Annotated in this window: 18 protein-coding genes; 11 read left to right on the top strand and 7 right to left on the bottom strand. The window is 56.2% G+C overall.

From position 1 onward, the window contains the following. Nucleotides 1-45: 45 nt before the first annotated feature. The 5 genes from rpoN to npr all read left to right on the top strand — a co-directional run bounded on the left by rpoN (nucleotide 46) and on the right by npr (nucleotide 3,532). On the top strand, nucleotides 46-1,479 hold the full coding sequence (gene rpoN / locus ACOT1A_RS12150; RefSeq protein WP_022649530.1) for an RNA polymerase factor sigma-54: 1,434 nt from the start codon (nucleotides 46-48) through the stop codon (nucleotides 1,477-1,479). Nucleotides 1,480-1,501: 22 nt separating this feature from the next. Continuing rightward, the gene (gene hpf, locus ACOT1A_RS12145; protein WP_014171818.1) at nucleotides 1,502-1,789 is read left to right on the top strand and encodes a ribosome hibernation promoting factor; all 288 of its coding nucleotides are present in this window, start codon (nucleotides 1,502-1,504) and stop codon (nucleotides 1,787-1,789) included. A gap of 82 nt (nucleotides 1,790-1,871) precedes the next feature. Further along, nucleotides 1,872-2,363, top strand: coding sequence for a PTS IIA-like nitrogen regulatory protein PtsN (ptsN, locus tag ACOT1A_RS12140; protein ID WP_003861869.1), 492 nt, complete (start codon nucleotides 1,872-1,874; stop codon nucleotides 2,361-2,363). A 45-nt stretch (nucleotides 2,364-2,408) separates the two neighbouring features. Further along, complete coding sequence (gene rapZ / locus ACOT1A_RS12135) at nucleotides 2,409-3,263, top strand: RNase adapter RapZ (protein WP_003861870.1); 855 nt, start codon at nucleotides 2,409-2,411, stop codon at nucleotides 3,261-3,263. Continuing rightward, entirely contained in the window at nucleotides 3,260-3,532 is a 273-nt protein-coding gene (gene npr, locus ACOT1A_RS12130; RefSeq protein ID WP_003861872.1) for a PTS phosphocarrier protein NPr, read from the top strand. Before rapZ ends, npr begins: the two co-directional genes overlap by 4 nt. A 39-nt stretch (nucleotides 3,533-3,571) precedes the next feature. Here npr and mtgA read toward each other — a convergent pair whose 3' ends face one another. The 5 genes from mtgA to lptF form a co-directional block, all read right to left on the bottom strand. Further along, nucleotides 3,572-4,297: a monofunctional biosynthetic peptidoglycan transglycosylase gene (gene mtgA, locus ACOT1A_RS12125; protein WP_046620890.1), complete on the bottom strand. Its 726-nt coding sequence runs from the start codon at nucleotides 4,295-4,297 to the stop codon at nucleotides 3,572-3,574. Continuing rightward, nucleotides 4,294-4,947 carry an isoprenoid biosynthesis glyoxalase ElbB gene (elbB, locus tag ACOT1A_RS12120; protein ID WP_022649532.1) on the bottom strand — a complete coding sequence of 218 codons (654 nt, stop codon included), beginning with the start codon at nucleotides 4,945-4,947 and terminating at the stop codon, nucleotides 4,294-4,296. Before elbB ends, mtgA begins: the two co-directional genes overlap by 4 nt. Nucleotides 4,948-5,179: 232 nt before the next feature. Then, a complete protein-coding gene (arcB, locus tag ACOT1A_RS12115; RefSeq protein WP_032626426.1) occupies nucleotides 5,180-7,513 on the bottom strand; it encodes an aerobic respiration two-component sensor histidine kinase ArcB in 2,334 nt (777 codons plus the stop codon). A 137-nt stretch (nucleotides 7,514-7,650) separates the two neighbouring features. Further along, entirely contained in the window at nucleotides 7,651-8,733 is a 1,083-nt protein-coding gene (gene lptG / locus ACOT1A_RS12110) for an LPS export ABC transporter permease LptG (protein WP_022649534.1), read from the bottom strand. Continuing rightward, nucleotides 8,733-9,833 carry an LPS export ABC transporter permease LptF gene (lptF, locus tag ACOT1A_RS12105; protein ID WP_000584142.1) on the bottom strand — a complete coding sequence of 367 codons (1,101 nt, stop codon included), beginning with the start codon at nucleotides 9,831-9,833 and terminating at the stop codon, nucleotides 8,733-8,735. Before lptF ends, lptG begins: the two co-directional genes overlap by 1 nt. Before the next feature lie 265 nt (nucleotides 9,834-10,098). Here lptF and pepA point away from each other — a divergent pair, with 265 nt between their 5' ends. The 5 genes from pepA (at nucleotide 10,099) to ahr (ending at nucleotide 16,757) form a co-directional block, all read left to right on the top strand. Beyond that, on the top strand, nucleotides 10,099-11,610 hold the full coding sequence (gene pepA / locus ACOT1A_RS12100) for a leucyl aminopeptidase (protein WP_003861882.1): 1,512 nt from the start codon (nucleotides 10,099-10,101) through the stop codon (nucleotides 11,608-11,610). A 118-nt stretch (nucleotides 11,611-11,728) separates the two neighbouring features. Further along, entirely contained in the window at nucleotides 11,729-12,172 is a 444-nt protein-coding gene (holC, locus tag ACOT1A_RS12095; protein ID WP_003861884.1) for a DNA polymerase III subunit chi, read from the top strand. Further along, nucleotides 12,172-15,027, top strand: coding sequence for a valine--tRNA ligase (locus tag ACOT1A_RS12090; protein WP_276170022.1), 2,856 nt, complete (start codon nucleotides 12,172-12,174; stop codon nucleotides 15,025-15,027). Before holC ends, ACOT1A_RS12090 begins: the two co-directional genes overlap by 1 nt. 123 nt (nucleotides 15,028-15,150) lie before the next feature. Continuing rightward, entirely contained in the window at nucleotides 15,151-15,654 is a 504-nt protein-coding gene (locus ACOT1A_RS12085) for a GNAT family N-acetyltransferase (RefSeq protein WP_048966236.1), read from the top strand. Nucleotides 15,655-15,737: 83 nt separating this feature from the next. Then, nucleotides 15,738-16,757, top strand: a complete 1,020-nt coding sequence (gene ahr, locus ACOT1A_RS12080; protein WP_276170021.1) for an NADPH-dependent aldehyde reductase Ahr — start codon at nucleotides 15,738-15,740, stop codon at nucleotides 16,755-16,757. Between the two features lie 46 nt (nucleotides 16,758-16,803). On the opposite strand, the gene ACOT1A_RS12075 is transcribed toward ahr, so the two are convergent. Further along, complete coding sequence (locus ACOT1A_RS12075) at nucleotides 16,804-18,441, bottom strand: dihydroxyacetone kinase subunit DhaK (protein WP_276170020.1); 1,638 nt, start codon at nucleotides 18,439-18,441, stop codon at nucleotides 16,804-16,806. Nucleotides 18,442-18,578: 137 nt separating this feature from the next. Between ACOT1A_RS12075 and ACOT1A_RS12070 the strand changes: the two genes are divergently transcribed. Continuing rightward, on the top strand, nucleotides 18,579-20,081 hold the full coding sequence (locus tag ACOT1A_RS12070; protein WP_038416799.1) for a helicase HerA-like C-terminal domain-containing protein: 1,503 nt from the start codon (nucleotides 18,579-18,581) through the stop codon (nucleotides 20,079-20,081). Here the strand turns inward: ACOT1A_RS12070 and ACOT1A_RS12065 are convergent. Beyond that, nucleotides 20,061-21,002 carry a TIGR01212 family radical SAM protein gene (locus tag ACOT1A_RS12065; protein WP_276170044.1) on the bottom strand — a complete coding sequence of 314 codons (942 nt, stop codon included), beginning with the start codon at nucleotides 21,000-21,002 and terminating at the stop codon, nucleotides 20,061-20,063. The two genes, ACOT1A_RS12070 and ACOT1A_RS12065, sit on opposite strands and share 21 nt — an antisense overlap. Nucleotides 21,003-21,289: the final 287 nt, after the last annotated feature.

Here is a 21,289-nt window from a genome sequence, read left to right as displayed (position 1 = left end):
GGGTAGAGGTTAAGTCACGCCGAACCGGAGAAAAACGCTCTGAACATGAAGCAAGGTTTGCAATTACGGCTCAGCCAGCAACTGGCCATGACGCCGCAGCTACAACAGGCAATCCGTCTGTTGCAGCTGTCCACGTTAGAACTCCAGCAGGAGCTCCAGCAGGCGCTGGACAGCAATCCGCTGCTGGAGCAAACCGATCTTCATGACGAGGTAGACGCTCAGCAGACGCAGGACACAGAAACGCTCGACTCCGTAGATGCGCTCGAACAGAAAGAGATGCCGGAGGAACTGCCGCTGGATGCCAGCTGGGATGAAATCTACACCGCGGGTACCCCTTCCGGGACGCGTGCAGATTACCAGGACGATGAACTCCCGGTCTACCAGGGCGAAACTACCCAGTCGCTTCAGGACTACCTGATGTGGCAGGTGGAGCTGACGCCTTTCTCTGATACCGATCGCGCCATTGCCACCTCGATTGTCGATGCCGTTGACGACACGGGCTATTTGACCGTGACGCTGGACGAGATTCTGGAAAGCATCGGCGATGACGAGATTGAACTGGAAGAGATCGAAGCCGTCCTGAAACGCGTTCAGCGTTTCGACCCGATTGGCGTCGCCGCGAAAGATCTGCGCGACTGCCTTCTGATCCAGCTTTCGCAGTTTGCCAAAGAGACACCGTGGATTGACGAAGCCCGGCTCATCATCAGCGAGCATCTGGATTTGCTGGCAAATCACGACTTCCGCACCCTGATGCGCGTCACGCGCCTCAAAGAAGAGGTGCTGAAGGAAGCGGTGAATCTGATCCAGTCACTCGATCCGCGTCCGGGGCAATCTATCCAGACCAGCGAACCGGAATACGTTATTCCTGATGTGCTGGTGAGAAAACACAATGGCCGCTGGGTCGTTGAACTGAACGCCGACAGCATTCCTCGCCTGCAAATCAACCAGCAATACGCCTCCATGTGCACCAGCGCCCGTAACGACGCTGATAATCAATACATTCGCAGCAACCTTCAGGAAGCACGCTGGTTGATTAAGAGTCTGGAAAGCCGTAATGACACGCTGCTGCGCGTCAGCCGCTGTATTGTCGAACAGCAGCAGGCATTCTTTGAGCAGGGCGAAGAGTTTATGAAACCGATGGTGCTGGCGGACATCGCCCAGGCCGTCGAGATGCATGAATCAACCATTTCCCGCGTGACCACGCAGAAGTATCTGCACAGCCCACGCGGTATTTTTGAGCTTAAGTATTTCTTCTCCAGCCACGTGAACACCGAAGGCGGCGGCGAAGCCTCGTCAACGGCTATTCGCGCACTGGTGAAGAAGTTGATCGCCGCGGAGAACCCCGCGAAGCCACTCAGTGACAGTAAGTTAACCACCATGCTGTCCGATCAGGGTATTATGGTGGCACGCCGTACTGTCGCGAAGTATCGAGAGTCTTTATCCATTCCGCCGTCTAACCAGCGTAAACAACTGGTTTGACACAACCGATAAGGAAGACACTATGCAGCTCAATATCACCGGACATAACGTCGAAATTACTGAGGCTTTACGCGATTTTGTAAACGCTAAGTTCGCGAAACTCGAGCAGTATTTCGAGAGGATCAACCAGGTCTATGTTGTGTTGAAAGTGGAGAAAGTGACGCATATCTCGGATGCGACCCTGCACGTCAACGGAGGGGAACTTCATGCCAGTGCGGAAGGGCAAGACATGTACGCGGCTATCGACGGCTTGATTGATAAGCTTGCGAGACAGCTCAATAAACATAAAGATAAACTGAAACAACACTAATTGTCCGGGCAGTTAACGGGTGCAGGACGGCCTGTTGTGAAACACAACAGGCCATTTGTACAGTTAGCGCTTAGGTGAAATTATGATAAACAACGATTCCGCTCTTCAACTGAGCAATGTCCTTAACCAGGATTGTACCCGCAGTGGCGTTCACTGCCAGAGCAAAAAACGTGCGCTGGAAATCATCAGTGAGCTGGCCGCAAAACAGCTGGGTCTGCCGCCGCAGATCGTGTTTGAAGCCATTCTGACCCGTGAAAAAATGGGCAGTACCGGCATCGGCAATGGCATTGCGATCCCGCATGGCAAGCTGGAAGAAGATACGCTGCGTGCCGTGGGGGTGTTTGTGCAACTGGAAACGCCTATCGCTTTCGACGCCATCGATAACCAGCCTGTGGATCTGCTCTTCGCGCTGCTGGTTCCTGCCGATCAGACCAAAACCCACCTGCACACGCTGTCGCTGGTTGCCAAACGTCTGGCGGATAAAACCATTTGTCGTCGACTGCGCTCAGCTCAAAGTGATGAAGAGCTTTATCAAATTATCACTGAAGCAGAAGGCAATCAGGATGAGGCATAATCGGGAAAGGGCCTTCAGAACGGCTTCCCTGAGGAGAAACGGAACATGGTGCTGATGATCGTCAGCGGTCGTTCGGGGTCCGGGAAGTCCGTGGCCCTGCGCGCGCTGGAAGACATGGGATTTTACTGCGTAGATAACCTGCCGGTAGTGCTGTTACCCGATCTGGCGCGGACGCTGGCGGACAGGCAAATCTCTGCCGCCGTCAGTATTGACGTGCGTAACATGCCGGAATCGCCGGAAATCTTCGAGCAGGCAATGAACAGCCTGCCGGAGTGCTTCTCGCCTCAGCTCTTGTTCCTGGATGCTGACCGCAACACGCTGATCCGCCGTTACAGCGATACACGTCGTTTGCACCCGCTCTCGAGTAAAAATCTTTCGCTGGAAAGCGCCATCGATAAAGAGAGCGATCTGCTTGAGCCGCTGCGTTCCCGGGCCGACCTGATTGTCGACACCTCAGAAATGTCCGTCCACGAGCTGGCGGAAATGCTGCGTACGCGCTTACTCGGCAAGCGCGAGCGTGAACTGACGATGGTGTTTGAATCCTTCGGCTTTAAGCACGGCATACCTATCGATGCGGATTACGTTTTTGATGTGCGTTTCCTGCCGAACCCGCACTGGGATCCGAAACTGCGTCCGATGACTGGTCTGGATAAGCCGGTGGCGGCGTTCCTCGACCGACACACAGAAGTACACAATTTTATCTACCAGACGCGAAGCTACCTTGAGCTATGGTTACCTATGCTGGAGACAAACAATCGTAGCTACCTGACGGTGGCGATTGGCTGTACCGGCGGTAAACATCGTTCGGTCTACATTGCCGAACAGCTGGCCGATTACTTCCGCTCACGCGGGAAGAACGTTCAGTCCCGTCATCGCACGCTGGAAAAACGCAAAACATGACCGTAAAACAGACCGTCGAAATCACCAATAAGCTGGGCATGCATGCGCGCCCGGCGATGAAGCTGTTTGAACTGATGCAGGGTTTTGATGCTGAGGTGCTGCTGCGCAACGATGAGGGAACCGAGGCAGAAGCCAACAGCGTGATTGCGCTGCTGATGCTGGATTCTGCCAAAGGCCGCCAGATTGAAGTTGAAGCCACCGGCCCGCAGGAAGAAGAAGCGCTGGCGGCAGTAATTGCCCTGTTTAACGCCGGGTTTGACGAAGATTAACGTTCGCCACGTCGGCGGGTAGCGCTGCGCTTACCCGCTTTACATAAGATTATTTCGCTCCATAAACCCTTCCCCACCCAGCTGACGCATCTGGCGCATAATCCACGCCTGGCGGCTTCGCACGTAGCCTGACGGCGCGCTGGCCTTAAAACGCAGCGGGTTCGGCAGCACGGCGGCAAGCAGTGCCGCTTCGGACATAGTCAGCCTGCTGGCGGGCTTGCCAAAATAGCGCTGCGATGCCGTTTCGACGCCAAACACGCCGTCACCAAACTCCGCGATATTCAGGTAGACGGTCAAAATGCGTTTTTTGCTCCACACCGTCTCGACGCCCAGCGTCAGCCCGGCCTCCAGCCCTTTTCTCACCCAGCTGCGACCGTCCCATAAGAACAGATTTTTTACCGTCTGCTGAGAAAGCGTCGACGCACCGCGGACGCGGTTTTCATGACGTTCATTATGATCCAGCGCCTTCTCGATAGCCGCCACGTCAAAACCCCAGTGCTCCGGGAATTTCTGATCTTCTGCCGCAATGACCGCCAGCCCCATCCACGGGGAGATTTCATCCATGCCGACCCAGTCTGAGTGGGCAACATAGCCAAAATCACCCGAGAGCCAGGCGCTAATCTGCCGCTCTGCCATCACGGCCGAGAACGGGACGGGCAGGATGCTGAACAGCGCAATGCCTCCGCCCCAAAAAACGGCCAGGACCAGCACAATACGCAGCAGGATCCGTTTTAACCACCCGCCAGGGGATAATTTACGACTCATTCGGTAAGAACCAGCACTCTGTCCACCAGCTTTTCAATGCCTGCAGCAGCCTCGGCAATGTTCTGCGCCAGCATATACGCCGGCGTGGTGACGATTTTATTGTCCTCATCCACCACAATGTCGTCTACCGGGCATGGCACGTGTTCGCCGCCCATATCTTCGACAATTTCAGCAGTATCAATGTCGGTTCCGATCGTGAGCCGCAGCGGGAAATCAAAAATTTTCGGCAGCATGGCTGGCGCAATGCAGATAAAGCCCTGCGGCTTACCTGCCGCATGCATCGCCAGCGATAGCGCTTTCAAATCGGGATCGACATGGCACGCCGCGCCTTGCGTTGCAAACGTGCTCAGGTTTTTCGCCGCGCCAAAGCCGCCCGGCACGATGAGCGCATCAAGTTCAGCCGCATCGGCCTGTACCAGCGGATGAATATCCCCGCGCACAATACGCGCCGCTTCAATCAGCACGTTACGGCTTTCCGCCATTGGCTCGCCGGTAAGATGATTAACCACGTCTGCCTGCGTTTTATCCGGAGCGAAGCAGATAACGTCGGCCCCCTGGCGCGATAATGCCAGCAGCGTTAATACGGTTTCATGTATCTCTGAACCATCGTAAACGCCACATCCGCTCAGCACGACACCCACTTTCTTCATTCTGACGATCCTTCTATGCAACTCGCTGAAGCACATTAAAAATTCTGATTAAAACGCTATGCTTCACACATTTCACTGATTCATGTAACAAACTGTTTAAGATTTGCTATCTTATCTGCGTGCGGCCTTAATTTTCAGGCGGCGTCCATGCGAAAACAACCCATAAAAATCAGGCGCAGCCACGATTTCCCTGGTGTTGGCGCAGTATTCGCGCACCCCGGTATAGCCGGGGTCATTTTTTTCGGGATTCTACCCAGGCTTTCAGCACTGCCACATCGTTTTGCCACTCTTGTTTCATCTCTTCAACCCAATCACCTACGTTATCTTCCCAGGCAGGTAAATCAGGCGACTGAATCTGCTGGCCCAGCTGCTGGAGATGGCGTAACCCGACTGAACCAGCTGCGCCTTTGATTTTATGTCCCTCTTCGACGATGCCCTTCTGGTCACGCGCCGTCAGGTTGGATTCGAGCACGTTCAGATAGCCCGGCATCATTTTTTCGAACACGGCCAGGCCATCGGTGATCAGTTTGGGTCCCACCAGATCGATATACTGCTCCAGCATGGCGGTATCCAGTATCGTTTGGGTTTTAGCGCTATCAACAGACGTCATGGTGCTCTCCTCTTCATCACAGGTATCCCAGAACTTCTTGATCATCGCCGTCAGGGCAGGTACTGCCAGCGGCTTGCTGAGCACATCGTCCATACCGGCCTCGAGGTACTCTTTTTTATCTTTCAGCACGTTTGCGGTCAACGCAACCAGCGGCGGCAGCTCGTCAGGAGCATATTTGCGCGTCAGCTCGCGGGAGATATCCAGCCCGGTCATGTCCGGTAGCTGAATATCGAGCAGCACCAGGTCGTACTCGCCCGGCGTGAACATCTCCAGCGCGGCTTTGCCGGTCATCGCGACATCCACGCTGTTACCGAGTTTTTCCAGTACCGACCGGGCGACAATGACGTTCAGCTCAATATCTTCAACCAGCAGGACGTGCAGGGCTGGAAGCGGCATATCGTCGTTCTCAAACGTATCTTCCACTTCTTCAGCAACAGCAGGGGCGTGGACGGTAAGCGTAAAGGTGGAGCCTTTACCCGGCTGGCTGGCAACGGTGATATCCCCACCCATACTTTTCGCCAGACGTTTCGACACCGCCAGGCCAATGCCCGTGCCGGTCGCCGGTTTACCGCCGTGGCTGTCTTTAACCTGATAATACATGGCGAAGATCTTATCCTGCTCATCCTGAGGAATGCCGATACCCGAGTCCTCAACTTCAAAGTGCAGCATGTCCCCCTCATCATAGCGAATGCGCACCGCAACCTGTCCCTTCTGGGTAAACTTCACGGCGTTGCTGATGAGATTCCACAGGATCTGACGCAGACGCGTGCCGTCCGTCACCACTTTATGCGGCAGCGGCAGCGTCGGTTCCATCACGAAGCTCAACCCTTTCTGCTGGGCCTGCAAACCTGACAGGTTCTCCAGGTCCGCGAGGAAGCCGGTAAAATCAACCGGCTGGTTGTCGAGCTGAACTTTACGGCGCTCCATCTTATCCATGTCGATAATATCATTGAAGATATTGCCAAGCGTGACCGCCGAAACGTGGATCGTTTTGAGGTATTTTTCCTGCTCACTGGTCAGGTCGGTATCCAGCAGAATACGGCTCAGCCCCACGATACCGTTTAGCGGCGTACGAAGCTCATGGCTGATGGTGGAGATGAAGGTGGTCTTGTCACGACTGGCGCGCTCCAGCGCATCCTGATATCGCTTACGCTCGGTGATATCACGGCCAAAGCCCATCAGACCATGACGTTTACCCACCCGGTCGTAATAAGGCACTTTGCGGATTTCAAAGCAGGCTTTGCGCCCGTCGGGATAATCCAGCCACTGCTCATAGGTCAACGAGACGTTATGGCGGAAGACCTTTTCATCCGTCTCCATCACTTTTGCCGCCGCCTCTTCGGAATAGACATCCTGAGGTTTCAGGTGTATCAGCTGCTTTTCGCTTTTCCCGGTCAACAGTTCCATGGCCCGGTTACAGCCGGAGAACTCTTTATCTTCATTACGGTAGAACACCAGATCCGGCGACGCATCGAGGAACGAGCGCAGGAAAGAGGATTGCTGTTCAAGCTGGATCTGCGTGACCTCACGCTCTTTCATCTCAATTTTCAGCTGCTCCAGCGTGGTCTGACGCTCGGCTTCCGCCTTCTCACGGTCTGAAATTTCCTGATTCAGCTGGGCAATGTTGTCCTTGAGCTGAACGTTGAGTTTAAGATCGCGCTCGCGCATCTCTTCCAGCTTATCCACCAGTTTCGATAAACGCTGTCGGGACTCTTCCAGCTGCTCAACCACCACGGAGAGGAAATAGACCGCCCATGGGGTGATCAGCAGGCCAAAGAAAATAGAGCGGATCACGTCGATGCTCTCGACCTGACCATGCAGAACCATGGTCACGGCCATTTGCACGACGATGGCCAGAACGACCAGCGCCAGCGCCAGCAGCATGGAAAAACGCACCAGCCCGAGCTTCATCATCAGGTCCACGTAGTACTGGGCCAGCATTCGAATTTGCTTCATAGAGGATCCCTTCACGACTTTATCGCTCAATAATACTCAAATTCACGGCGAGGCGTTGAAGGTTGTGAGAAAAAGTGCGGGGTGAAACAGGAGATTAGCCTCGCCCCCGGGCAAGCGGGAGCGAGGAAGAAGGTTTATCAGGAGCGTTTTAGCAGCATCCAGAGGCTGATCAGGAAGAAACTGGCGCTCGGCAACAGCGCGCCGATAATTGGCGGAATGCCATACACCAGCGTCAGCGGACCAAAAATCTGATCGAGGACATAGAACACGAAACCAAAGCTGATACCGGTTACCACGCGAACCCCCATCGGCACGCTACGTAGCGGTCCAAAGATGAACGACAGCGCCATCAGCATCATCACCGCCACGGACAGCGGCTGGAAGATTTTGCTCCACATGTTGAGCTGGTAACGCCCCGCATCCTGCCCGCTCGATTTCAGATACTTCACGTAGTTATGCAGACCGCTGATGGAGAGCGCATCGGGATCAAGCGCCACGACGCCGAGCTTGTCCGGCGTCAGGTCGGTTTTCCAGGTACCGCTAACGGTCTGCGAACCGGTGATCTGTTTCGGGTTAGTCAGGTCAGATTCATCAACCTGGGATAACCGCCACAGCTTGTTGTTTGCATCAAATTTAGCAGAGGCGGCATAACGCACTGACTGCAAACGACGATCGTTATTGAAAGCATAGATACTCACGCCACCCAGCTCGTCATCCCCTTTCACGCGTTCGATATAGACGAAGTTCTGGCCATCTTTCGCCCATAATCCCTGCTGCGTGGAGAGCAGAGAACCGCCGTACATCGCCTGAGCACGGTAGTTACGCGCCATCTGTTCGCCCTGCGGCGCGACCCATTCGCCGATCGCCATGGTCAGCAGCACCAGCGGGATCGCGGTTTTCATCACCGACAGCGCAACCTGCATACGGGTAAAGCCCGATGCCTGCATCACCACCAGTTCGCTACGCTGAGCCAGCATCCCCAGGCCCAGCAGCGCACCCAGCAGGGCCGCCATCGGGAAGAAGATCTGCACATCTTTTGGTACGCTGAGCAGGGTGTACATCCCGGCGCCCAACGCGTCGTAACTCCCCTGCCCGGCTTTTTTCAGCTGGTCGACAAATTTGATAATGCCCGAGAGCGACACCAGCATGAAAAGGGTCATCATGATGGTGGTAAAAATTGTTTTACCGATATAGCGGTCAAGTACGCCAAACGCCTGCATTAGATGGCTCCTTTACGCGTAAACCGGGCACGAAGACGACGCACAGGCACCGTGTCCCACAAGTTGAGTCCGACTGCCAGCAGCAGATACAAACCATTCACGACCCAGGTCCAGATCATCGGGTCAATTTTTCCTTTCCCGCCGTTAGACTTGATTGAGGTTTGCAGCAGGAAGAACACCAGATACAGCAGCATCGCTGGCAGCATCGACAGCACGCGGCCCTGGCGCGGGTTTACCACGCTCAGCGGCACTACCATCAGCGCCATCATAAATACGGTGAATACCAGCGTGATACGCCAGTGCAGTTCAGCACGCGCACGATCGGTATCAGTATTCATTAAGGTGCGCATATCCATCTGCTCAGTATCCGTTGGATCGAGCGCGACGGCCTGATGACCAATGATGGCCTGGTAGTTCTGGAAATCGGTGATACGGAAGTCACGCAGCATAGCCGTGCCTTCGAAACGCGTTCCTTTGTTCAGCGTGACAACCTGAGAGCCGTCTTTACGCTGCGCCAGCTGACCGGAGTCCGCCACTACCACAGAAGGGCGAGCGTTACCTTTCGGGCGCAGTTGAGCAAGAAACACGTCATTGAAGCGGTTGCCATCGACGCTTTCGATAAACAGCACGGAGTTACCGTCGGTCGCCTGCTGGAACTGCCCCTGCGCCAGCGCCGCCAGCCCCGGGTTAGCTTTTGCTTCCGCCAGCACCTCATCCTGATGACGGGACGAGGTCGGCCCCGCCCACATGACGTTAACCGCGGCAACAATGCCCGTAAACAGCGCCAGCACCATGGCTGCCTTTACCAGTACGGCCTTACTGAGGCCGCAGGCATGCATCACGGTGATTTCACTTTCGGTATAGAGCTTACCCAGGGTCATCAGCAGACCAAGGAACAGGCTTAACGGCAGGATAAGCTGCGCCATTTCCGGCACGCCAAGCCCGAGCAGGGAAAGCACCAGATTCGTTGGGATTTCGCCATCAACTGCCGCGCCGAGGATCCTGACCAGCTTCTGACAGAAAAAGATCAGAAGGAGGATAAAGAGGATCGCCAGTTGGCTCTTCAGCGTCTCCCGAACCAGATATCTTATGATTATCACTTTAAATACGCCCGTTAAAACTCGTCTTATGCAGGAATTTAGCTTGTTTCATGGCTTAAACGTCATTTATTCTCTTGAGTCGTCGAAATCATCGCTAAGATTAAAAATCCCGGCGGATTCGCGCTTCATGACATTTATTGACGTGTCGAAACCGTAGTAACGTAAGATTAACACGAAGTCACCACAACGGCGGACATGAGTTACGAAAGGTTTCAATTCTATCCGTAGCCGCCGCCGTTGTCTTTAAGATTCAGGAGCGTAGTGCATGGAGTTCAGTGTAAAAAGCGGTAGCCCGGAGAAACAGCGGAGTGCCTGCATCGTTGTGGGCGTCTTTGAACCACGCCGACTCTCCCCGATCGCCGAGCAACTCGATAAAATCAGCGACGGCTATATCAGCGCCCTGCTGCGCCGTGGCGAACTGGAAGGCAAACCAGGGCAGACCCTGTTGCTGCACCACGTTCCAAACGTCCTGTCCGAGCGTATTCTGCTGATTGGCTGCGGTAAAGAACGTGAGCTTGATGAGCGCCAGTACAAGCAGGTTATTCAGAAAACCATTAATACACTGAATGATACTGGTTCGATGGAAGCCGTCTGCTTCCTCACGGAGCTGCACGTTAAGGGCCGCAACACGTACTGGAAAGTACGCCAGGCCGTCGAAACCGCAAAAGAGAGCCTCTACAGCTTTGATCAGTTGAAGACCACCAAAAGCGAGCCGCGTCGCCCGCTGCGTAAAATGGTCTTTAACGTGCCAACCCGTCGCGAGCTGACCAGCGGCGAGCGCGCCATTCAGCACGGTCTGGCGATTGCTGCCGGTATTAAAGCGGCAAAAGATCTTGGCAATATGCCGCCAAACATCTGTAACGCCGCGTACCTGGCGTCACAGGCGCGCCAGCTGGCTGACGCCTACAGCAAGAACGTCATCACCCGTGTTATCGGCGAACAGCAGATGAAAGAGCTGGGGATGCACTCTTATCTGGCGGTCGGTAACGGCTCCCAGAACGAATCCCTGATGTCGGTCATCGAATACAAAGGCAATCCGTCTGAAGACGCGCGTCCGATCGTGCTCGTTGGCAAAGGGCTGACCTTCGACTCCGGCGGTATCTCCATCAAGCCTTCAGAAGGCATGGATGAGATGAAGTACGACATGTGTGGCGCGGCGGCGGTTTACGGCGTCATGCGCATGGTCGCGGAACTTCAGTTGCCCATCAACGTGATCGGCGTGCTGGCGGGCTGCGAAAACATGCCTGGCGGCCGCGCTTATCGCCCGGGTGATGTGCTGACTACCATGTCCGGCCAGACCGTTGAAGTGCTGAACACCGACGCCGAAGGCCGTCTGGTGCTGTGCGACGTGCTGACCTACGTTGAGCGTTTCGAACCTGAAGCGGTTATCGACGTAGCTACCCTGACCGGCGCCTGCGTGATTGCGCTGGGGCATCACATCACCGGCCTGATGTCGAACCACAATCCGCTGGCGCATGAGCTGATCGGCGCGTCCGAACAGGCTGGCGACCGCGCGTGGCGTCTGCCGCTGGGGGACGAGTTCCAGGAACAGCTGGAGTCTAACTTCGCGGACATGGCGAACATTGGTGGCCGTCCTGGCGGCGCAATTACCGCAGGCTGCTTCCTGGCGCGCTTCACCCGCAAGTACAACTGGGCGCACCTGGACATCGCGGGGACCGCATGGCGCTCCGGTAAAGCCAAAGGCGCGACCGGACGTCCGGTGGCCCTGCTGTCGCAGTTCCTGCTCAATCGCGCGGGTTTTAACGGCGACGAGTGATGAAAAACGCCGGGTGGCGGCTTCGCCTTACCCGGCCTACAACGTCACTCAACCGTAGGCCGGGTAAGCGTAGCGCCACCCGGCTTTGCATTTAAATCCACGACAAGAAACCCCATATATGAAGAATGCAACGTTCTACCTTCTGGACAATGACACCCATCAGGATGGCCTCAGCGCCGTTGAACAACTGGTGTGTGAAATTGCCGCAGAACGTTGGCGCGCAGGTAAACGCGTCCTGATTGCCTGTGAAGATGAGCAGCAGGCGATTCGTCTGGATGAAGCGCTATGGGCGCGCCCGCCGGAGAGTTTTGTTCCGCATAACCTGTCGGGCGAAGGTCCACGCGGCGGGGCACCGGTGGAGATTGCCTGGCCGCAAAAACGCAACAGCAGCGCGCGCGACATTCTCATTAGCCTGCGGACAGACTTTGCAGATTTTGCCACCGCTTTCACAGAAGTGGTAGACTTTGTCCCTTACGAAGAATCTTTGAAACAACTGGCGCGCGAACGCTACAAAGCGTACCGCCTGGCCGGTTTTAACCTGAATACGGCAACCTGGAAATAATGGAAAAGACATATAACCCACGCGATATCGAACAGCCGCTTTACGAGCACTGGGAACAGCAGGGCTATTTCAAGCCTAACGGCGACGAAAGCAAAGAGTCCTTCTGCATCATGATCCCGCCGCCGAACGTCACCGGCAGTTTGCATATGGGGCATGCTTTCCAGCAGACCATCATGGATACCATGATCCGCTACCAGCGTATGCAGGGTAAAAACACCCTGTGGCAGGCGGGGACTGACCACGCGGGTATCGCGACCCAGATGGTGGTGGAGCGTAAAATTGCCGCTGAAGAGGGTAAAACCCGCCACGACTACGGTCGCGACGCGTTTATCGACAAAATCTGGCAGTGGAAAGCGGAATCCGGCGGCACTATTACCCGTCAGATGCGCCGTCTCGGCAACTCCGTGGACTGGGAGCGTGAGCGCTTCACCATGGACGAAGGCCTGTCCAACGCCGTGAAAGAAGTCTTCGTGCGCCTGTACAAAGAAGACCTGATTTACCGTGGCAAACGCCTGGTCAACTGGGACCCGAAACTGCGTACCGCCATCTCTGACCTGGAAGTGGAAAACCGCGAGTCTAAAGGCTCCATGTGGCACATCCGCTATCCGCTGGCCGACGGCGCGATAACCGCCGACGGTAAAGATTACCTGGTGGTGGCGACCACCCGTCCGGAAACCCTGCTGGGCGATACCGGCGTGGCCGTTAACCCGGAAGATCCGCGCTATAAAGATCTGATCGGCAAATTTGTGGTGCTGCCGCTGGTGAACCGCCGTATTCCGATTGTGGGCGACGAACACGCCGACATGGAAAAAGGCACCGGCTGCGTGAAAATCACTCCGGCACACGACTTTAACGACTATGAAGTCGGTCGTCGCCATCAACTTCCGATGATCAACATTCTGACCTTCGACGGCGATATCCGCGAAAGCGCAGAAGTGTACGACACCAAAGGCAACGAATCCGACGTTTATTCCAGCGACATCCCGGCTGAGTTCCAGAAGCTGGAGCGCTTTGCCGCGCGTAAAGCCGTCGTAGCCGCCGTGGACGCGCTCGGCCTGCTGGAAGAGATTAAACCTCACGATCTGACCGTGCCGTACGGCGACCGTGGCGGCGTAGTTATCGAGCCAATGCTGACCGATCAGTGGTACGTGCGTGCCGACGTGCTGGCGAAACCGGCTGTGGAAGCGGTTGAGAACGGCAGCATTCAGTTCGTGCCGAAGCAGTACGAAAACATGTACTTCTCCTGGATGCGCGATATTCAGGACTGGTGTATCTCCCGTCAGCTGTGGTGGGGTCACCGTATCCCGGCGTGGTACGACAATGAAGGCAACGTCTACGTTGGCCGCACCGAAGAGGAAGTGCGTCAGGAAAACAACCTGGGCGCTGACGTTGCGCTGCGCCAGGACGAAGACGTGCTGGATACCTGGTTCTCTTCCGCGCTGTGGACCTTCTCGACCCTCGGCTGGCCGGAAAACACCGACGCGCTGCGTCAGTTCCACCCAACCAGCGTGATGGTCTCCGGCTTCGACATCATCTTCTTCTGGATCGCCCGCATGATCATGATGACCATGCACTTCATCAAAGACGAAGATGGCAAGCCGCAGGTTCCGTTCCATACCGTCTACATGACCGGCCTGATCCGCGACGACGAAGGCCAGAAGATGTCCAAATCCAAGGGTAACGTTATCGACCCGCTGGACATGGTTGATGGTATCTCTCTGGAAGAGCTGCTGGAAAAACGTACCGGCAACATGATGCAGCCGCAGCTGGCGGAGAAAATCCGCAAGCGTACCGAGAAGCAGTTCCCGAACGGGATCGAATCTCACGGTACCGACGCCCTGCGCTTCACCCTGGCGGCGCTGGCCTCCACCGGTCGTGACATCAACTGGGATATGAAGCGTCTGGAAGGTTACCGTAACTTCTGTAACAAGCTGTGGAACGCCAGCCGCTTCGTGTTGATGAACACCGAAGATCAGGATTGCGGCTTTAACGGCGGCGAAATGACCCTGTCTCTGGCAGACCGCTGGATCCTGGCGGAATTTAACCAGACGGTGAAATCGTTCCGCGACGCGCTGGACAGTTACCGCTTCGACATCGCGGCAGGCATCCTGTACGAATTCACCTGGAACCAGTTCTGTGACTGGTATCTGGAGCTGGCGAAGCCGGTCATGAACGGCGGCACTGAGGCGGAGCTGCGCGGTACGCGTAATACGCTGATTACCGTTCTGGAAGGTCTGCTGCGCCTTGCGCACCCGATCATTCCGTTCATCACCGAAACCATCTGGCAGCGCGTGAAGGTAATTGCCGGTATAAACGCCGATACCATCATGCTCCAGCCGTTCCCGGCATTCGATGCCGCGAAAGTGGATGAAGCCGCGTCTGCGGATACCGAGTGGCTGAAACAGGCGATCGTTGCGGTACGTAACATCCGCGCGGAAATGAACATCGCTCCGGGTAAACCACTGGAGCTGCTGCTGCGCGGTTGCAGCGAAGCTGCCGTTCGTCGCGTCACCGAGAACAACACCTTCCTGAAAACCATGGCGCGTCTGGAAAGCATCACCGTGCTGCCTGCCGATGATAAAGGTCCGGTTTCCGTGACCAAAATAATCGACGGCGCGGAGCTGTTGATCCCGATGGCGGGCCTGATCGACAAAGACGCTGAGCTGGCTCGTCTGGCGAAAGAAGTGGCGAAAGTCGACGTGGAAATTGGCAAAATCGAAAGCAAACTGGCGAACGAGGGCTTTGTGGCCCGCGCGCCGGAAGCGGTCATCGCCAAAGAGCGTGAGCGTCTGGTTGCCTTCGCCGATGCGAAGACCAAACTGATCGAGCAGCAGGCGGTTATTGCAGCCCTGTAATGCTTTTACCCCTTACGCTTCAGGGCGTAAGGGGTATCCTTCCTGAAAACTCCTCGCTTGCACTCCCCTTTCTGCGGTGCTATTAACAGCAGTTGTGTGTCAATTTTTGTCATGAGTAATGCTATGAGCGTGATTACCCCCGTCGCGACGACAATGCGTCGGATCACTGAGCAGGACAACCCGGCTATCGCCGCCGTTATCCGCACGGTATCGGCCGAATATGGCCTGACCGCCGACAAAGGCTACACCGTGGCCGATCCCAATCTGGACGAACTTTTTCAGCTGTACAGCCAGCCGGGCCATGCCTATTGGGTCATCGAGCAGGACGGACAGGTCGTGGGCGGCGGCGGCATTGCCCCCCTGCTCTGCAGCGAGCCGGATATCTGTGAACTCCAGAAAATGTATTTCCTGCCAACGATACGCGGACAAGGCCTGGCGAAAAAGCTGGCGCTGGTCGCCCTGGAACATGCACGCTCACAGGGCTTTAAACGTTGCTACCTTGAAACCACCGCTTTCCTTAAAGAGGCCATTGGCCTTTATGAACATCTGGGCTTTAAGCATATCGATGCGCCACTGGGCTGCACGGGCCACGTGGACTGCGAAGTCAGGATGCTGAAAAGTCTGTAAGTTTTGTTCCTGCCGTCTTCTGTTAAGCGTCTGTAAACTGAATGCTCTACACTCACAGTTCACACCAAAACAGGGGAAACGCGATGTCGAAGATAAAAAGCTACGCCGCACCGCAGGCGGGTGCAGAACTTGAGCTGTACGAGTACGATGCGGGCGAACTAAAAGCGGAAGACGTCGAAGTACAGGTGGATTACTGCGGGATCTGCCATTCAGACCTCTCGATGATCGACAATGAATGGGGCTTTTCCAGCTATCCGCTGGTTGCCGGGCACGAAGTCATTGGCCGCGTCGTGGCACTCGGCAGCGCCGCGCAGGACAAAGGGCTGAAAGTGGGCCAGCGCGTGGGTATCGGCTGGACGGCACGCAGCTGCGGCCACTGCGACGCCTGTATTAGCGGTAACCAGATCAACTGCCTTGAGGGCGCTACGCCGACCATCCTGAACAAGGGTGGTTTCGCCGATAAACTACGCGCCGACTGGCAATGGGTTATCCCGCTGCCGGACAGCATTGATATTGAATCCGCAGGTCCGCTGCTGTGTGGCGGTATAACCGTATTTAAACCGCTGCTGATGCATCACGTAACTGCCACCAGCCGCGTGGGCGTGATCGGTATTGGCGGGCTGGGGCATATTGCCATCAAACTGCTGCATGCGATGGGTTGTGAAGTGACGGCGTTCAGCTCTAACCCGGCGAAAGAGCAGGAAGTGCTGGCGATGGGTGCGGATAAAGTGGTGAACAGCCGCGATCCGCAGTCGCTTACCGCACTGGCGGGTCAGTTTGATCTGATCATCAATACCGTGAACGTCGATCTCGACTGGCAGCCGTACTTTGAAGCCCTGGCCTACGGCGGTAACTTCCACACCGTGGGTGCGGTGATGAAGCCGCTGCCGGTTCCGGCGTTTACCCTGATCGGCGGGGATCGCAGCGTGTCAGGCTCCGCGACCGGTACACCGTACGAGCTGCGCAAGCTGATGAAGTTTGCCGGACGCACAAAAGTGTCACCGACCACCGAACTGTATCCGATGTCAAAAATCAACGAAGCGATCCAGCACGTGCGCGACGGCAAAGCCCGCTACCGCGTGGTGTTGAAAGCGGATTTCTGATGTAAGTTTGCCGGGTAGCGGCTTCGCCTTACCCGGCCTACATTTGCTACTGCGCCAATATGTTAAATACTTCCGCCACCGCGACTGCCCCCGGATCCATCACCCCGTCCAGATTCTCTTTATTGACATACGACGAGCGTCCCGCGCCGGCTTTCGCCATTTTCGCCGTTGCTTCGGCGCCCTGCTGCGCAGCCTGCGCCGCCGTCCGCAGATCGCCATCCCTTAACGCCTCCAGCGCCGGTTGCAGGGCATCGATCAGCGTGCGATCCCCAAGATCTGCACCGCCATACTGCTTCATCTGCGCCAGTCCGCTCAACAATGCTTCTGGTAGCGGCTGTCCATCGTGAAGCTTTTGTCCTGCCGCCGTGAAGAAGATCGACATCAGCACCCCGCTCGACCCGCCCATTACCGTAGCCAGCCGCTCCCCCACCAGCAGGAGTAATGTCGGCACGTCGTTAAGGGGCAGGTTGTTCTCCTCAAGTCGCTGCGCAATATCCCGCGCCCCTTGCGCAAAGGTGGAGCCCGTATCGCCATCGCCTACTTTGGCATCCAGCGCGTTGAGGCGGTTTTCCAGCTGGATCAATGTCTTCGTTACCGAAGCGACGGCCTCGCTCACCTGCGGATTGTCCGATGGGGTATATTCCACGCGGTCATGAAGGGCGCTATGGGGGACGGTACGCAGGGGCGCGAACGCGACGGGCTTCTGCCAGCCCAGCGTCTCGACCTCGGCGTGTATCGCCTTCTCGAAGAAATCGCTGAGCTTTAACAGCGTTAGCGAAAACCCTTTCATATCCAGCGCACTCACCAGCGGCGCCGGGCCAATCAGATACGCAATGTTCTCTTTCAGCGCCGAATGCGCCAGCTCTTTGGTGAGCAGAGCCATCTCAAGCGCTGACACGCCGCCGAGGTTGTTGATCAGCACCGCAAAGCGCCCGTCACCCGCCTGCGCGCGTAACGGCGTCACCAGCGTGTCGATAATGGCTTTGCTGTTTTGCGTATCCACCACCGATGCCCCCGGCTCGCCGTGAATGCCCAAACCCAGCTCGACATGGCCTTGTTTTATGCGCCCCTCTTCATCATCGCTGCCCGGCAGGTTGCACGTTTGCATCGCCACGCCCAGGCTCCAGAGGTTATCGCAGGCCTGTTGCGCTATATCCCGCACGTCGTTTAGCGATTTCCCCTGCTCTGCCGCATATCCCGCAATCTTATGCACCAGCGCCGTTCCCGCGATACCACGCGGTTGCTTGTTATCCGGCAGGGCAATATCATCCGCGACGATAACCATCTCCACCTTCAGGCCGTAGCGTTTGGCTTTTTCCGCTGCCAGGCCAAAGTTAAGCCGGTCGCCGGTGTAGTTTTTCACAATTAGCAGGCAGCCACGATCGCCCGTCACCGCCACAATGGCATTGAGGACCGCATCCACGCTTGGGGAGGCGAACAAATCGCCACACACCGCTGCGGTAAGCATGCCTTTACCGACGAACCCGGCATGTGCCGGTTCATGGCCGGAGCCGCCACCGGAGATCACCGCCACGCGGCTTTTATCCCAGTCGCCGCGTGCCACCACGCGGATGGCCGGATCGATATCCAGTTTGACGAGATTACCGTGCGGCGCGGAGAGAAGTATGCCTTCAATGGCATCGTTGACAAGCTGTTTGCGGTCGTTAAAAAAGAATCTGGACATAGTTTCCCAAAATTTTGTTTACCGTATGCAAAAGCATAGTCCGCACTGGATAATGCGCCGCAAAGTGAGGAATTTACGCAGACATTTTGCCGTCAGGTTGCCTATACTCCACCCAGGACTACGAGAGGACGTGCATCATGAGTACACCATTGTTAATCGCCAGGACGCTGGAAAAAGAGCTGTTTTTACTGCCCGCGATGGCGAACCGTCATGGCCTGATCACCGGCGCGACCGGGACGGGAAAAACCGTCACCCTGCAAAAGCTGGCTGAGTCGTTGTCCGAGGCTGGCGTGCCGGTTTTTATGGCTGACGTGAAGGGCGATTTAACCGGGGTGGCTCAGGAAGGCACGGCGTCAGAAAAACTGCTCGAGCGCCTGAAAAATATCGGCATCACGGACTGGACGCCGCACGGTAATCCAGTGGTGGTCTGGGATATCTTCGGCGAAAAAGGGCATCCGGTGCGCGCCACCGTCTCCGACCTCGGCCCTTTGCTGCTGGCCCGTCTGCTTAATCTTAACGACGTGCAGTCCGGGGTGCTGAACATTATTTTCCGTATCGCCGACGATCAGGGCTTACTGCTGCTCGACTTCAAAGATCTGCGCGCCATCACCCAGTACATTGGCGATAACGCCAAATCCTTCCAGAACCAGTACGGCAATATCAGCAGCGCCTCGGTGGGCGCCATTCAGCGCGGGCTCCTGACGCTGGAGCAACAGGGCGCCGAGCATTTCTTCGGCGAGCCAATGCTGGATATCAAAGACTGGATGCGCACCGACAGCAGCGGCAAAGGCATCATCAACATTCTGAGCGCAGAGAAGCTCTACCAGATGCCGAAGCTCTACGCCGCCAGCCTGCTGTGGATGCTCTCTGAACTCTACGAACAACTGCCGGAAGCAGGCGATCTGGAAAAACCCAAACTGGTGTTCTTCTTTGACGAAGCGCACCTGTTGTTTAACGACGCGCCGCAGGTGCTGCTGGATAAAATTGAACAGGTTATCCGCCTGATCCGCTCCAAAGGCGTCGGGGTCTGGTTTGTGTCGCAAAACCCGTCGGATATTCCGGACAACGTACTGGGGCAACTGGGTAACCGCGTGCAGCACGCCCTGCGCGCCTTTACGCCGAAAGATCAAAAAGCGGTGAAAGCCGCGGCGCAAACCATGCGTGCCAATCCGGCCTTTGATACCGAAACCGCCATTCAGGCGCTGGGCACCGGTGAAGCGCTGATTTCGTTCCTCGATGCAAAAGGCAGCCCGACAGTTGTCGAGCGCGCGATGGTGATTGCGCCCTGCTCGCGCATGGGGCCAGTAACGGACGATGAACGCAACGGCCTGATCAACCACTCCCCGGTGTACGGGAAGTATGAAGACGAGGTGGATCGCGAATCCGCATTCGAGATGCTGCAAAAAGGGGTGCAGGCGACTGCCGAATCGCAGGATGCGCCTGCCGCCAAAGGGCAATCTGTAGCCGTGGACGACGGTATTCTCGGCGGGCTGAAAGATATTCTGTTCGGCAGCACCGGGCCGCGCGGCGGCAAACGCGATGGCGTGGTGCAGACCATGGCAAAAAGCGCGACGCGTCAGATTACCAACCAGATAGTGCGCGGCATGCTGGGAAGTCTGTTAGGCGGCCGTCGCCGGTAGCGGTGGAACCCACGGGCGGCCAAGCGCCGACCCCTGTACGCCGTTCTCCTGTAGATAGCGGTCGATTTCCAGCATCCCCGTCCAGCGGTTCTCACACCAGAGCGGTGCCAGAAGCGTTGGGCGGCGGGCGCTTGCCGAGATGCGGTGGTAAACAATCTCCGGCGGCGTGTGGCGAATCATCTCCCCCGCCGTCACCGTATAGTCGTCGAGTTCGATGCCACTTAACCGCCCCGCTTCCCAGGCTTTCGCCATAATGCTTCCCGTAACGATATGCAGCGGGTGCAGCTTAATGCCGTCCACGCCGGTCTCGACGACTTTTTCCAGCGTTTCAAGGCCATGCTGCTGCCCTTCTCCCGGCAAGCCGACAATCAGATGCGAGCAGACTTTTAATCCACGCTCGCGGGCGAGACGCGTGGTGCGCTGGTAGCAAGCAAAATCATGCCCGCGATTGATACGGTGCAGGGTTTTGTCGTGCGCGGTCTGCAAGCCCAGCTCCAGCCAGATCTCGTAGCCCTTCTCTTTGTACTCACTAAGTAAATCCAGCACGGCGTCCGGCACGCAGTCCGGACGCGTCCCCACGCACAGCCCGACAATGTTCGCTTGAGCAACCGCCTGTTGATACATAGCGCGCAGCACCTGCACCTCCGCCCACGTGCTGGTGTAGGCCTGGAAATAGGCCAGATATTGCTTCGCGCGGTTCACCAGACTCGCCTGATGGGCGACCTGTTCAGCGATAGATTTATGCTGTTGGGCTTCATCAGCAAACGAGGCCACGTTACAGAAGGTGCAGCCACCACGCCCGATGGTGCCATCGCGGTTCGGACAGCTAAAGCCGCCGTGCAGCGTCAGTTTGTGAACCTTTTGTCCGTAGCGCTGCAAAAGATCCCCACCAAACATATTGACTAATTTCTGTAACTGCATAATCTGATAGACCGTCCCGAAGAAAGGGGACAAGCCTGCCATTTTTAGCCTCTGTCGGCGATGACCTGGATCAATCGCCCTGGACGGCCTTTATCTATTTGAATAAATAATCACGATTACCGAGATTTCATTCACCCTGCACGTAATTACTTTTCCTTATGTTCTGATGGTTTTTTTCATTTATAGCGCCAGGTCTGAAAAACAGTGACTTTATGCGGGTTTGAATGCCACCCCAGATTATTATTCTGCTATAAATCTGCATTTCAGCACGCTGCATTGATAATACC

Source organism: Enterobacter cloacae complex sp. SYL003 (assembly GCF_049236925.1).
In the GTDB taxonomy this organism is placed as follows: Bacteria; Pseudomonadota; Gammaproteobacteria; order Enterobacterales; family Enterobacteriaceae; genus Enterobacter; species Enterobacter intestinihominis.
The sequence above is the reverse complement of the archived record's forward strand: the minus strand, read 5'-3'. Positions and strand labels throughout refer to the sequence as shown.